We start from the raw sequence: 14,241 nt of genomic DNA, 5'->3' as shown, positions 1-14,241 counted from the left end.
AAATGGACCGCAAAATACTCATCGTCGAGGACGAATATGTGTTGGCCAATGCACTGCGCCTGATTTTGGTGCAAGCCAAGTACAAGGTCATTGGCATCGCTTCTTCTGTGGCAGAAGCCGATGGAATCCTTCAAAACGAAAAACCCGACCTCGTGCTGCTCGACATCCAACTGGAAGGCAAAAAGACCGGGGTCGACCTGGCCCAGAAATTAAAAGCGACGGGAATCGCCTTCATTTACCTGTCGGCCAATTCGAGCCAAAAGGTACTCGAGGAAGTCAAGAAGACCGAGCCTTACGGGTTCCTGGTCAAGCCTTACCGCGAGAAGGATTTGCTCGTGGCGCTCGACATCGCGTTTTACCGCCTCCAAAACAGCATCGAATCCAAAGCGCAGCGCGAAGCCTCGTTGCAGCAAAAAATCACGCAGATCAATCGCGAACCGGCGGTCCCCGAACAAAAGCTGCTCCAACTGGCGCGCGAACTCCAGCCGCACATTCCCTTCGACCTCATCATCTGCCAATACCCAACCGGCAACGGACAAAGCCAAACTTTTGGCTACCTGCGCGTTGGTTTCGACGAATACCAATTCATTGGCGAAAAGGAAGCGATGACGATTACCGGGCAGGACAAAAACGTTTTGTGCGAAAACGACCCGCCTCTTTCACAGGCTTTCATTGCCGACCTCAGCAAACCCTCAACCGATTTTCAAAAGGCACTGGCCTTGTATTTCAATATGGATTGTTATCTGTCCTTCGCTACAGCAACCGAAGGCGGAGATTTGCGCTATCTGTTCTGCAGCCGCAAACCCGACAGTTACCAGCACGAACACCTGGCCTTGCTCGAGCGTCTCAAAGACAACCTGGCCGAAGTTGCAGCACCAGTTTCCCATCTGAAGGCGACGTCCCCGCAACCCGGTGTGTTGGCCCCGGTCGAACTGAAGACCATTATCGGCAAACATCCGTTGTTACTCGCCGCACTGGATTTGACCATGCAGGTTGCCCCTTACCAGACTTCGGTACTCATCCTTGGCGAGAGCGGCACCGGTAAGGAAAAAATCGCCGAGTGCCTCCACACCTTTTCACCGAGAAAAAACCAACCTTTCGTAAAAATCAACTGTGCTGCCATTCCGGTTTCGTTGATCGAGGCCGAATTGTTTGGTCACGAAAAAGGCGCCTTCACGGGAGCCGTCGAAAAACGCAAAGGCAAATTCGAGCAAGCCGATGGCGGGACCATTTTCCTCGATGAGATCGGCGAACTGTCATTGGACATGCAGGTGCGGCTCCTGCGCGTGTTACAGGAAAAGGAAATCGACCCCGTGGGCGGCGGCATGCCCAGAAAGGTAGATGTACGCATCGTGGCGGCCACCAACCGCAACCTCGAAAAGGAAATCGCCGCGGGAAATTTCAGGCTCGATTTGTATTACCGCCTCAACGTATTCCCGATTACATTGCCGCCGTTGCGCGAACGCAAAAGCGATGTCGGTTTGCTGGGGCTTTACTTCGCACAAAAATTCTGTACGGAATTCAACAAGGATTTTCCGGGCATCGGCGCAAAGATGACCGAAGCCATGAATACCTACCATTGGCCCGGGAACATCCGCGAGCTGGAAAATGTGATCCAACGTTCGGTTATCCTGAGCGATGGGAAATCTGGATTGGAATGGCAGCAGAATTTTTCCGATGCCGCAACGGGATTGCCCGAAAAACCTGCGCTGGAAACATTCGAAGACGTCAGGAACGCACAACGCGAAACCGAGCGCGATTACCTGATTGCCGTACTCAAAAAGACAAACGGCCGCATCCGGGGCATGCACGGCGCTGCCGAATTGCTCGACATCAAACCCACCACGCTCGAATCGAAAATGGCAAAACTGGGGGTTCGAAAAGAAGATTACCTTCCTTGATTTTTTAAACTTTGCTCCGATATTTTCGGAGTTTTTTGCGGTCGTCTCCATTTTTTTTGGAGATAACTGTCCGATTATCATCTGCTCGATCAAAAGCAATTTAAATACAAACAAATGAAAATCAGTTAATTATAAAATAAAACACACTCTATTCCTGTATTTTACCGGAACGGCACATCCTTGGTCATGTATTGCCAAAACGCAAAATCATGGTACCAGCCGTTGCTCCCACCATCGCTACTTTCTTGAACAAAGAAGGGCAGAAAATCGCCTACCGCCATTGGAAGGCGGACCAGCCCAAAGGCATCTTGTTGATTGTCCACGGATTCCAATCCCACAGTGGTTATTACCAAAATTTCGCGAGTGAACTCGTCGAGAACGGATTGGGTGTGTACGCGATCGACCTGCGCGGACGCGGGCAATCGGAAGGACTGCGTTATTACATCCCGGATTACAATGCCATTGTCGTTGATATTGCAGCGCTGGCCAATCTCATCCAGTCAGAGAATCCCATGATCCCATTGTTTGCGATGGGTCACAGCGCGGGCGGCGTATGGGCTTCGCTTTATGCCGCGCAGTACCAACACCAATTAAAGGGATTGATAGCGGAAAGCATTGCATTGGAAGTGCCAACACCCAAATTGGCCTTGAACCTCGTGAAATTCCTGAGCCGATTTGTACCAAGGTTGCGGCTGGTCGGGTTGCGCAATGAAGATTTTTCGAGGGACAGGCAACTCATCGAGCAAATGAACACCGATCCTTTACTGGCCAACGAGAAACAACCGACACGAACCATACAGCAATTGGACGCGGCCGCCCAGCAATTGAAATCCTTGATCCCAAAAATCAAAATCCCGGTGCTGATCATCCACGGTACGGCAGACAAGGTGACCAACCACAGCGGCAGCGAATATTTTGTCGCCAGCCTTTGCGCCAAAGACCGGCAACTCAAACTCTACGAAGGGCATTACCACGACCTGATCAATGACAAATACAATGGGTTTATCATGAAGGACATTATCCGGTGGATCGACGAAAGGACTTAGCCTTGCAGAAAAGTGTGACTGCAATCACACTTTTAAAGTGCGCTGACGCAACTTCCACGGAAACAATTCGGCAGAACTTTGCCTTGTTATATTACCACATTATTCAACCACAAAAAATCAATTATCATGAAATCAACAATTACAAAAACAATCCTGATCGCGCTGATGATTTTGGCGGCAGGGACAAAACACATTAACGCACAAAAAAGCAATACCATGAACAAGATTCTATTTGTAGTTACCAGTCACGACAAAAAAGGCAATACAGGAGAACCGACCGGATTCTACCTCTCTGAAGTAGCGCATCCTTGGGAAGTGCTCACCGCCGCCGGATACGAAATCGACTTTGTCAGCCCAAAAGGCGGCAAGGCACCCGTAGACGGATTCAATCTCGGTGACCCGGTCAACAAAAAATTCTGGGACAATGCCCAGTACCGCAACAAAATCGAGCACACGCTCAAACCCGACGAAGTCGATCCCGAAAAATACGTCGCCATCCATTATGCCGGCGGACATGGCACGATGTGGGATTTCGCCGACAACACCGCACTGGCCCAAATCGCCACGCAGATCTATGAGCACAACGGCATTGTGAGCGCCGTGTGCCATGGCCCTGCCGGTTTGGTCAACGTAAAATTGTCGAACGGCAAATACCTCGTCGACGGCAAAAAAATCAACGCCTTTACCAATGAAGAAGAAGTGGCCGTAGCACTGAACAAAGAAGTGCCGTTCCTGTTGGAATCTAAACTGATCGAGCGCGGTGCCCGGTTTGAGAAATCAGGGTTGTGGCAAACCCATGTGGTGGCCGACCAACGGGTCGTAACGGGGCAAAACCCGCAATCGGCCAAGGCTGTTGGGCAGGCGGTGTTGGAGCAGCTCAACCAATTGCAGATGGTTGCACGCATCACCCAGTTCGGGGTCAAATCCGGAATGGAAATGGAATTCCGCAAAGCCTTGTCGGATTATGTCAAGCATGCCCTGTCTGAACCCGGCAACATCATGGCCGAGGCTTATCTGGAACAGGACAAACCCACCACCTTATGGCTCATCGAAAGATGGGAAAGCCCATCCGGACGTCAGTCATTTGAAAACGGCAAGCACGGAAAAAAACTCCAATCGCTCGCCAAGAAAGCCCTTTCCCAACCCGCTGTCGAATTTGCCATAAAAGACCTCGAGCCGCTCAGCAAACAACAATGGCGCAGGACCTCGAAAACCGAAGACAACCAACTCATGGTCATGCTTTTTGTAGACGCCAAGGCAGGCACCCAGCAGACTTTCAAGGACACTTACCACACCGCAATGCCCCAATTCCGCAGCGAACCCGGCGTGGTGACCTACCAGCTTTCGGAGCTTGAAAACGACGAAACCCGGTTCGTGACGTATGAAAAATTCAGGAGCCCGGATGCTTTCCAATACCACTTGAATTTTCCGCCCGTCAAACCGGTGGTCGAATTCCTGGAAACGAAATCCGAAACGTTGCCGTTCCAGAAAGGGCTCCACATGCTCATCGAATTTGCCCCGATGACACGCGAATAACGAAAAGCATTTCTTAACCCAAGTCAACAAAGCACCCTAAATCAGCAAATTACTTTTGAAACCAATTTATTAATCATTAATTCTTTTTACAATGAAAACTTTAAAACACATCATCATGGCCGGCTTGATCAGCGTATCAGCCATATTCACTGCAAATGCACAAAAGGACCACGAACTCGACGTGATCAACAAACTCGGAACGCCGTCGCATGTTTCGGTCATGCCGGTTTCGGCTTTGCTCAATGCGCCTGGAAATGAGGCGATGCGCACTTTCTTCTTCACCCCTGTGAAAAACCAGACCTTAAAAGGCAAAAGAATTGCCGTATTGGCCGCCGACGGCTTCGAGGAAATCGAATTGACCGGCCCGGTTTGGTACTTCCGTGAACTCGGCGCCACGGTAGACATCATCGCCCCGAAATACAACCCTGCTCCCGAACGATATGGACTCAGCAGCCCCGAAATGGCCAAGACCCACATCATGGCGATCCAATACCTGCAACCGGTCGGCTGGATCAAGTTTGACCGCACCGCAGACCAGGTGAAAGTGGGCGATTACGACGCGGTATTCATTCCGGGAGGCGCGTGGAATCCGGACAATTTGCGTTACGACAAAGACGTGATCAAATTCATCCAGGATTTCAACAAATCCGGAAAACTGATTGCGGCCATCTGTCATGCGCCGGTAGTGCTGGCCTCGGCCGATATCCTCAAAGGCAGAAAACTGACCGGTTACTGGAACATCCAGGTCGATCTTAAAAATGCCGGTGGTATCGTATCGGATGTGCCGGTTGTAGTCGATGCCAACATCATCACCAGCAGACACCCGATCGATGTAGCCGATTTCTCAAAGGCCGTAGAAAGCTGGTTGGCTAAAAAATAATCCTTCTTCAACATTATTATTGAACGGTCGACAGGGAGTCGCCAGCCGTCTCCCTTGAAACCGTCCCAAAACCGCAGCATGGCTTGCCTTGTTTTCGCGGAACGGGGAACGCATGAAAAAAATAAACGAAAAAACGAATCAAAATGGAATACAGAAAATTAGGCAATACCGACCTTGAATTATCGGCACTTACCTACGGAAGCTTCGCCATCGGCGGCACCATGTGGGGCGGCACCGAAAAGAAAGAAGCCCTTGATGCCATCCTCGCCTCGCTCGACCAAGGCGTAACCACACTCGATACCGCACCGTTTTATGGATTCGGTCTCAGCGAAGAACTCATTGGCCAAGCCATCAAAGACCGCGACCGCTCGAAAGTGCAAATCCTGACCAAATTCGGGATGGTCTGGGACGGCAGCAACAATGGGAAAGGCGACTTTATGTGGGACCAGGAACACGAAGGCAAAAGCTATCCGGTTTATAAATATGCCGCAAAAGCCAATGTCATCAAGGAAGTCGACGAAAGCCTGCAACGCCTCGGCACCGACTACATCGACCTGCTGCAATTGCACTGGCCCGATTCTACTACGCCAATCGATGAAACCATGGAAGCATTGCAACGCTTGGTCGAGCAAGGCAAAATCCGCGCGGCGGGTGTGAGCAATTTCAACAAAAATCAGATGCTCGAGGCCCATCAAGCATTACCATTGGCCTCCAACCAAATGCCGTACAGCATGCTCAACCGCGGCATCGAGAAAGAAGTGGTACCTGCGGCCATCGAAAACCATATTGGAATCATCGCCTACAGTCCGCTCGAACGGGGATTGCTCAGCGGTAAATATTTCAAAGGCGAACAACTGCAATCGACCGACCACCGCAACAGCTATTTCGGGCGATTCGATGCTGAAAAAGTACAAGCTTTCTTGCGCAAAATCGAACCGATCGCTTTAGAAAAAGACGCGACGCTCGCACAGCTTGTCCTCAAATGGACGACACTGCAACCCGGCATCACCGTCGTGCTGGCCGGCGCCAGAAATGCCCAGCAGGCCATCAGCAATGCCAAGGCGATCGACCTCAGCCTCAGTGAAGGCGAACTGGGTTTCATCCGCAGGGAACTGACGGAACTATTTTAAATACCATCCTAAATATTAATTTAATTTTTAAACACAATGAGCACATTAAAAAACAAAATCGCAATCGTAACAGGCGCCAACCAAGGAATCGGTTTGGCCATCGTTAAAAAATTCGTAGCCGAAGGCGCCAAAGTATATGCTTTTGACATCAAGGAAACCGCCGACTACGGGGAAAACGTCACCTTCCTTCAGGTAGACGTGGCACAGGAAGCCCAATGGCGCGCAGCCGTGGCCAAGGTAATCGCCGAAAATGGCCGTATCGATGTCCTGGCCAACAATGCCGGACTGATCGACTACACCCCGATCCACGAACTCGAACTGGAAAACTGGGACCGTCTGGTAGCCGTAGACCAAACCGGCGTATTCCTCGGGATGAAACACGTGATTCCGCACATGATGAAGGAAGGCAAAGGCTCGATCATCAACACTTCCTCGATTTGGGGATTGGTGGGCGCTTCGGGCGTAGCCGCTTACAATGCAGCAAAAGCCGCTGTCGTTGGTTTGAGCAAAAATGCCGCCGTGACTTATGCCACACAAGGCGTTCGCGTCAATTCGGTGATGCCGGGATTCATCAGCACGCCATTGACCGATAGCCAAGACGCCGAACTCAACCAATGGGTAATCGACCAAACCCCGATGAAGCGTGCCGGAAAACCGGAAGAAATTGCCAACGGCGTGGCCTTCTTGGCCAGCGATGAGGCGAGCTATATCACCGGATTGGATTTGATCATCGACGGCGGTTACACCGCACAATAATTTTTTAAGCCGGGCGGGTTCCTCACCTCCTCCACCATCCAAAAAACACCCCGTCCGGTTTTCTTAACTATTCATCCTTATTATTTTACCCTCATTCATTTAATTGAAAACAAAATGTACAAAGAACTTCAAATCGCGCGCGATTATTTCAAGACCTACTTGAGTTTTGATGCCACGATCGAACAATTGCGCAAGCAGGCCGATGTGATGTATGCGACCCTTCCGGCAGCCAACGACATCCATTATGAAACCGTTCCGGTCGGGAATATCAGCGGCGAATGGACCATTTCTCCCGAGGCACGCGAAGATTACGTGCTGTATTACATCCACGGCGGCGCGTTTATTTTTGGCAGTCCGGCCGGACACCGCGGCGAGATCAGCGAATTGGGCCGCGCCGGAAGAATGAAAACCTTTGCCATCGATTACCGTTTGGCACCCGAACATCCATTCCCACAACCTTTGGAAGATATTTTCAACGGTTACCTGTGGCTGCTCGAACAGGGCTACGATCCAAAAAAGATTGTGATTGCCGGGGATTCTGCCGGTGGAAATGCCACAATCAATCTATTGTTGTTTGCGCGCGACCGACAAGTCCCGATGCCTGCAGGCGGGATTGTCCTTTCGCCCTGGATCGACCTTGGGCAGAACAGTGAAACCTACAAAACCCGTGAAGGTATCGACCCGATTGTTAACCTAGTCGCGATCCAGAAACAGGCAGCCGTCTATTTGGGCGGTGCCGATCCGAACCTGCCGCTCGCCTCGCCCATTTTTGCCGATGTGCATGGTCTTCCGCCAATGTACGTGATTGTAGGTGAAGCCGAGGAAATGCTCAGCGAAGCGATCACATTTACACACAATGCCGCGATGGCCGGGGTTCACGTCAGCCTTGAAGTATGGCCGCAGATGATCCACAATTTTCCGCTTTGGCATTCGGTGCTGCCCGAAGGGAAAGATGCGATTAAAAAAGCGGGCGCCTTTATGGATTTTTTGACGGGAAAATAATTCCCGATTCGAATTTTTCTTAACCGAAGTCAACGGTCTCGCCGATCATGCCGCTTTAATTTTGTCTTGTAAATAAGCTGTAAATCAACTGGTTTACAAATTCAATTAATCATTCATCCTTTAAATTATTTATCATGAACACCACCTTAATTCCTTCAAGAGCAGCGGTAGGCAAATATTCAGACCGTTATGTGGCCAGTTTCCCGATTGCGCTTCCCGCCGACCAAATCGACCTGCGCCAATGGTTTGCGGAGATGACCGAAACCGATTACACTTCCTATTCGCCGGCACACATCGCCATGAACAGTTACGAAAAAGACGGCGTATTGCTGACCACCAACGTCGAGAACATCGGCACCGATCAAATCGTACAGCACTATACGATGGAATACAACGCGAAAGACCACTTGCTGTTGCATTCGACACAATCGGATGTGTACATCATGAAATTCGTGCCCGTTTCCGTCGGCGTGCCCTGGGAAATGCAGATCAGGCCAACATCCGAAAGCACTTGTGAATTCATCTGCATGTTCGGCATCGACTTCCCGAATGCACTGTTGCAGAAAGTCTATGCCGTGTATGGCCTGGGCGGACTGTTCCTCAGAAAACATTTGACCAAAGAAGGGATTGCCTTTGCGCGTGACATCGAACAGAAATTCAGCGCAAAAGCCTGAACCTAAAAAACATAAACCATTATTAATCATCACCCGAGGCATTTGATATTAAGAGCAGAATGTCCAGTGGACATTCGGTAATACCAAGAGCAACGGAAAAAAAACCTTAAGTCATGAAAACAAATTTTACCGCTGCACCCAAAACGTACCAACACGCAGCACTCGGATTCCGGATCCATTTAGTAGCCTTTTTAATCGCCACACCCGTCATCTGGCTGGTTTGGTACTTGACCGACACCACTTATCCGTGGCCTTTATGGTCGACTCCCGCCTGGGCGTTGGGCGTATTGTTCCATTATCTCGGCGTATTCGTATTCAATAAAAAACAATCCAACACCTTCTAAATCATGGAAACAAAACCAACATTCAGACGAATCGTGACGGGTCACGACGCTGACGGAAAAGCCATCATCGTTTCAGATGCCGCACCGGGCCGCACCTATATGATCGGTGGTCCCAACGGAGCCAAGTTCCACGAAGTGTGGAATACCCAACAAACACCGGCGCTCATCGACAGCAAAACCTATGATACCGAAACCGGATTGGTATTGGCGCCACCGAAACAGGGCACCCGAATCCGAGTCATCGATTTCCCGCCCGAAGGCGATGAGATCAGGAACCTTTTCGAAGGAAGAAGCCGCCAAGCATTTCAAGAACATGGGTGGCGAAGACGCGGCACGGGCCAATTCCGAAGCACCGCATCCGCTCATGCACCGCACACAGACTGTCGATTACGGCATTGTGCTCGAGGGCGAGTTGACGATGGTCCTCGACCGGGGCGAAACCACACTCAGGGCCGGTGACATTGTCATCCAGCGCGGAACCAACCACGCTTGGGCCAACCGTACGAACCAATATTGCCGTGTGGCTTTTGTGCTTATCGACGGGCAATTTACAGAAGAACTCCATTAAATCTGGACACTATGAGAGCAGCACCGTTACCTCCAGCAGAAATGAACCCAGAGGTTCGTTATGTACACGATGAAGTCGTCAACCTGGTCACCAGAAGCCAGGGCCCGGTCTCGATGGTCAATCCCGAAGGGGCATTGATCGGGCCGTTCCCTCCTATGCTGCGCCATCCGCAATTTGGCATTCCTGCATTGGCTTTCATCCGTTCGCTTGACAACCATGCGACGCTTCCCAAAAAATTGAAGGAAGTGGCGATCCTCACCGTGGGTGCGGTTTTCGGTTCCAGATTCGAACTCTACGCGCACAAAATCATGGCCGAACATTTTGGGTTTTCGAAAACCGCGGTGGCTTATCTGGCTTCGGGTTACCGCCCGGCCGAGCTCGACGAAGCCGAAAGCCTTGCCTACCAGGTTGCCAATACTTTGGCCAACGGAAGCACCCTTTCCGATTCACTGTACACGCGGTCAATCGAGGTTTTGGGCGAAGAAGGAACGGCTGAGTTGATCTTCCTAATCGCCGGCTACGCCATGCTTGCGATGGTGCTGAACGGTTTTGACGTTCCGATTCCGAAAGATCAAACCAAATAAAAAACAACCATCAATAATTAATAACAATAAAATAGAAAACAATGAAATCATTCAAATTCAATCCACACACAGCATCCAAACTTTTTATGCTGTTGTTTAGCGCTTCTGCCCTTGCCGCCACTGTTGAAGACAACGGCGATAATTCCGCGCCAAAATCCCCCATCGTCTTGGTCCATGGCGCTTGGCAAGGCGCCTACGTATGGGACCAGACCAAAACCGAACTCGAAAAGGCCGGCTACAAAGTGAGCGTAGTCAAACTTTCGGGACACGGTGACGATGCCACGCCTGCGCACCAGGTTTCGCTTCAGGGATATGTAGAGCAGGTAAAATCGGCGGTCAATGCCTATAAGGAGCCCGTCATTTTGGTGGGACACAGCCTGGGTGGCGCGATCATCACGCAAACGGCAGCCGAATTGCCGCAACGGATCAGCAAATTGGTCTATGTAGCCGGTTTCATCCCGCAAAGTGGAAAAAGCGTCCTGGACTATTCGCAGATGGACAAAGGCTCGATCCTCGGGCCATCGATCCGATTGTCTGAAAACCAAACCGAAGCCAGCATCGCAGATCCCGAAACCAACCTCGGCAAAATCTTCAGCCAGGATGCCACCGCCGAACAAAACAAATTCTTGTTGACGCATTACAAACCCGAACCGACCATCCCGATGGGCACGCCTTTGAGCTACGACCCTGCACAGTACAAGGCAGCCGGCAAAAAATATTACATCTTTACCGAAGCCGACCAAACCATCAGTTATCCGTTCCAGCAACAGATGGCTTCGGCGGCGGGCATCACCGATACTTTTAAGATCAACAGCGGCCACAGTCCATTTGTTTCCAAATCGGGCCAGTTTATCGCATTGCTCAAAGAGATTTCGAAAAAATAAAGAAATGGCGTGGCTTTCAACCACTGCGCCATAGGGTTAATTCATGATGATGATTGGTTGATTAATTGGGGGCCGCCCGGGTTCATTTCGGGCGGCTTTTTTTTCAATCAATTACCGCTGTACAACCTGCTCAGGGTTTCGCGGCTCACGCCAAGGTATTCGGCAATGTACTTTTTGGGGATTTTCTGCATGATGTTCGGATACATGCTGCCGAATTCCTCATAGCGTTGTTTGGGATTCTGCGACAAGAGCGAAATGATCCGACGTTGCTGCGCCGCATAGCCTTTGCTGAGCTTCATCCTGAAAAAATGCTCCATCTTGTGGAGTTCGGAGGCGATTTGTTCCCTTGCCAGAAGTGTCAGGCAAAGCACTTCGGCTTCTTCCATACACACCACGTTGATCTTGGCCTCGGTCTGGTTGAAGAACGCGTCGTAATCGCTGAGCCACCAGTTCTCGAGCGCAAACTGCAGGATGTGCTCCTTGCCTTCCTGATCGAGATAAAACGCGCGAAAAACGCCCTTGACAATCCAATATTCGCTGTGCACCTGGTCGCCGTCCTGAATGAGGTATTGGTGTTTCTTTACTCTTTTCTCGGTAAAAAAAGACCGGATGTATTCAAATTCGCCATCACTCAGTGGCGTGACGGCTTCGATGTGGTTTCGCAGTGGGTGCATCATCTCGTTTTGACTATCTTTAATCGTCTAAAATTAATCAAAAAATCAACACAACCTTTCCAATCAATACCAACCATGATCACCAAAAAAACACTTTCGCTCAAATCCATCTACCGGTTTTCGGGCCAGCACTTGCTTTGGCTTGTCCCGTGGATGTTGCTCGTGACGACGATTTACCATTTCACGCATTGGAAACTCATCACCTTGCCTTGGCTGCCGTTGTCCTTGATCGGTACGGCCGTCGCTTTTTATGTGGGTTTCAAGAACAACCAATCCTACGAACGTTTGTATGAGGCGCGAAAAATCTGGGGCGCGATGGTAAACCACAGCCGAAAATTGGCCACGACCATCAAGAATTACCAAGCCGATGGTGCGCAAAATGATTCCGGCCAAGCCCTCCGCAAGCAGATCATCTACCGCCACATCGCCTACCTGTACCAACTGCGCGAGCAATTGCTCAAACCGACGCCTTGGGAGCACGTGAGCCTGAACTGGGTTTTTGGCAGTTACAATGAAATCCGGCGCAATAATTTTTTCGACGCGATCAAGGAAGAACTGGATGAAGTGGCCAACCACCATTACCTGTCCGATGACGAAAAAAAACAATTGGATGCTGCGGCCAACAAAGCGACACAACTCATGGACAGGCAAACGCAATCGGTACAGGCGCTTTACCAAGAAAAATCCATCAACATGATGCAGCAAATCGAGATACAAGGCATCCTCAACGGCATTTACGACGAACAAGGCAAGGCCGAACGCATCAAAAACTACCCTTTCCCGAGACAATACGCCAGTTTCAGTTTTGCTTTCGTGTGCATATTTGTGTTCCTGCTGCCGTTTGGCATTGTGGGCGAATTCAGCAAATTGGGCGAAGCTTATGTGTGGCTCAGCGTCCCGATCGGAGTGGTCATCGGGTGGATTTATGTGGTCATGGAAATGATCGGCGACTATTCTGAAAATCCGTTTGAAGGACTGCACAATGACATCCCGATGCTCGCCATCTGCCGCATCGTCGAAATTGATTTGCTGCAGATGATCGGCGACCCGAACGTCCCCAAACCGATACAGCCCAAAGATGGTGTATTGTTCTAACGCATAAGCAATACACGCCAACCGACCGCGATGGCTAATTCATTTCAATCAACCTATATTGGCGGCTTTTTTATATCTTCGGCATGACCATAAGACCTTATCAAATGCTGCAACTGACCGCCACACTTTTCAACCTGCTGCCGGACTTCGTTTTGCTCCAAGCCCAAGCAGACGATGAAGAATTCAACCTGTTCCTGTTCAGTATCCTGGTACTGGGCTTGACTTTTATGTTCATTAGCCTGCTCATTGCGCTGCTGCTCACGGCAATCGGTCTGATGGTTATTTTCGGATTTATTGGGATTGGGGCGGTTTCGGCCTCGGTGCTGGTAGGAATCAGCCAAAAATCGTTTACCGCAGGCTTTCGTTGGTTTGCCATTCTTTTTTGTTCGGTTTCGCTATCGGTTGTCGGCGCCGGAACCTTTTGGTTCTTGAACCGAATCCTGCATTGGTGGTCCCAAACCAAGGCCATCGTTTTGGGACTCAGCATCGGAATGGTCAGCGGTATTGCCGCCGGATTCTGTATCGCCTACCTGATCAAAAAACTGTCTGCCTTCCTCAAGGCCAAACTCGACAAAAAGAACAACCCGTCCATTCCTACCAATAGCAATGCTTGACAGAAAACTGCACCAATGCAGCGAATGCGCCAGCGATTACTTTAAGTCTGCTCGGGCCTGACCGAAAGATCATCTGGCAGGTAGAGCAAACCAATCACCCTTATGACGGATTTGAGATGAAAAAAATAGTCCTTTTAACCGTAGTCCTGATCGCACTGCTGTGCCTGACGTCATTTGTGTATTCCGATTTTTTGAGTTCGTTGGTTCCGGGTTGGCATACGACGATTTATCCGCCGTATTTTTTTGTAATGCTGGCGGTATTGAATGTACTGTTTCCCGTTTTCGCTTATTGGAAACTCAGCAACAGCGGCCGGAAACCAAGACCGTTGGTATTGGCTGCGCATGCCTTGGTCAGTTCAGCAATCCTGATCGCGGCCAAATTTCCGTTGCTGTTTCTCCCTGAAACCCAAGGACAAACCAATCCGGACATCCTCTTACAGCTTTTTGACCTGACACGGATGCTGTACTTGGCATTTGTAATCGAGCAAGTCGCTTTCCTACTGTTAATATTGTATTGGATCGGCAGAAAAAAACCGACCGCATCCTGATTTGG

At 50.2% G+C, this 14,241-nt stretch carries 16 protein-coding genes; 15 read left to right on the top strand and 1 reads right to left on the bottom strand.

Going from position 1 to position 14,241, the window contains the following annotated elements:
- Positions 1 to 2: 2 nt before the first annotated feature.
- The 12 genes from QM717_RS15345 to QM717_RS15290 all read left to right on the top strand — a co-directional run bounded on the left by QM717_RS15345 (position 3) and on the right by QM717_RS15290 (position 11,305).
- On the top strand, positions 3 to 1,901 hold the full coding sequence (locus QM717_RS15345; RefSeq protein ID WP_415038740.1) for a sigma 54-interacting transcriptional regulator: 1,899 nt from the start codon (positions 3 to 5) through the stop codon (positions 1,899 to 1,901).
- A gap of 209 nt (positions 1,902 to 2,110) precedes the next feature.
- Positions 2,111 to 2,947, top strand: a complete 837-nt coding sequence (locus QM717_RS15340; RefSeq protein WP_415038738.1) for a lysophospholipase — start codon at positions 2,111 to 2,113, stop codon at positions 2,945 to 2,947.
- Between the two features lie 126 nt (positions 2,948 to 3,073).
- Positions 3,074 to 4,483, top strand: coding sequence for an antibiotic biosynthesis monooxygenase (locus tag QM717_RS15335; protein ID WP_415038736.1), 1,410 nt, complete (start codon positions 3,074 to 3,076; stop codon positions 4,481 to 4,483).
- 91 nt (positions 4,484 to 4,574) lie between these two features.
- On the top strand, positions 4,575 to 5,363 hold the full coding sequence (locus tag QM717_RS15330) for a DJ-1/PfpI/YhbO family deglycase/protease (RefSeq protein ID WP_415038734.1): 789 nt from the start codon (positions 4,575 to 4,577) through the stop codon (positions 5,361 to 5,363).
- 143 nt (positions 5,364 to 5,506) lie between these two features.
- The gene (locus tag QM717_RS15325) at positions 5,507 to 6,493 is read left to right on the top strand and encodes an aldo/keto reductase (protein WP_415038732.1); all 987 of its coding nucleotides are present in this window, start codon (positions 5,507 to 5,509) and stop codon (positions 6,491 to 6,493) included.
- Positions 6,494 to 6,529: 36 nt separating this feature from the next.
- Entirely contained in the window at positions 6,530 to 7,249 is a 720-nt protein-coding gene (locus tag QM717_RS15320; protein ID WP_415038730.1) for an SDR family NAD(P)-dependent oxidoreductase, read from the top strand.
- Positions 7,250 to 7,363: 114 nt separating this feature from the next.
- The gene (locus tag QM717_RS15315) at positions 7,364 to 8,251 is read left to right on the top strand and encodes an alpha/beta hydrolase (RefSeq protein WP_415038728.1); all 888 of its coding nucleotides are present in this window, start codon (positions 7,364 to 7,366) and stop codon (positions 8,249 to 8,251) included.
- 134 nt (positions 8,252 to 8,385) lie between these two features.
- Positions 8,386 to 8,925 carry a hypothetical protein gene (locus tag QM717_RS15310; protein WP_415038726.1) on the top strand — a complete coding sequence of 180 codons (540 nt, stop codon included), beginning with the start codon at positions 8,386 to 8,388 and terminating at the stop codon, positions 8,923 to 8,925.
- Positions 8,926 to 9,038: 113 nt separating this feature from the next.
- Entirely contained in the window at positions 9,039 to 9,269 is a 231-nt protein-coding gene (locus QM717_RS15305; protein WP_415038724.1) for a 2TM domain-containing protein, read from the top strand.
- Between the two features lie 181 nt (positions 9,270 to 9,450).
- Complete coding sequence (locus QM717_RS15300) at positions 9,451 to 9,837, top strand: cupin domain-containing protein (RefSeq protein ID WP_415038722.1); 387 nt, start codon at positions 9,451 to 9,453, stop codon at positions 9,835 to 9,837.
- Positions 9,838 to 9,848: 11 nt separating this feature from the next.
- On the top strand, positions 9,849 to 10,421 hold the full coding sequence (locus QM717_RS15295) for a carboxymuconolactone decarboxylase family protein (RefSeq protein WP_415038720.1): 573 nt from the start codon (positions 9,849 to 9,851) through the stop codon (positions 10,419 to 10,421).
- 41 nt (positions 10,422 to 10,462) lie between these two features.
- Complete coding sequence (locus QM717_RS15290) at positions 10,463 to 11,305, top strand: alpha/beta fold hydrolase (RefSeq protein WP_415038718.1); 843 nt, start codon at positions 10,463 to 10,465, stop codon at positions 11,303 to 11,305.
- Between the two features lie 107 nt (positions 11,306 to 11,412).
- Here QM717_RS15290 and QM717_RS15285 read toward each other — a convergent pair whose 3' ends face one another.
- Positions 11,413 to 11,982: a Crp/Fnr family transcriptional regulator gene (locus QM717_RS15285; protein WP_415038716.1), complete on the bottom strand. Its 570-nt coding sequence runs from the start codon at positions 11,980 to 11,982 to the stop codon at positions 11,413 to 11,415.
- 72 nt (positions 11,983 to 12,054) lie between these two features.
- On the opposite strand from QM717_RS15285, the gene QM717_RS15280 reads away from it, so the two are divergent.
- The 3 genes from QM717_RS15280 to QM717_RS15270 all read left to right on the top strand — a co-directional run bounded on the left by QM717_RS15280 (position 12,055) and on the right by QM717_RS15270 (position 14,236).
- The gene (locus tag QM717_RS15280) at positions 12,055 to 13,074 is read left to right on the top strand and encodes a bestrophin family protein (RefSeq protein WP_415038715.1); all 1,020 of its coding nucleotides are present in this window, start codon (positions 12,055 to 12,057) and stop codon (positions 13,072 to 13,074) included.
- 83 nt (positions 13,075 to 13,157) lie between these two features.
- The gene (locus QM717_RS15275; RefSeq protein WP_415038714.1) at positions 13,158 to 13,688 is read left to right on the top strand and encodes a hypothetical protein; all 531 of its coding nucleotides are present in this window, start codon (positions 13,158 to 13,160) and stop codon (positions 13,686 to 13,688) included.
- Complete coding sequence (locus QM717_RS15270; protein ID WP_415038712.1) at positions 13,685 to 14,236, top strand: hypothetical protein; 552 nt, start codon at positions 13,685 to 13,687, stop codon at positions 14,234 to 14,236. Before QM717_RS15275 ends, QM717_RS15270 begins: the two co-directional genes overlap by 4 nt.
- Positions 14,237 to 14,241 lie beyond the last annotated feature (5 nt).

Source organism: Flavobacterium sp., from assembly GCF_047602195.1.
GTDB lineage: Bacteria > Bacteroidota > Bacteroidia > Flavobacteriales > Flavobacteriaceae > Flavobacterium.
The sequence above is the reverse complement of the archived record's forward strand: the minus strand, read 5'-3'. Positions and strand labels throughout refer to the sequence as shown.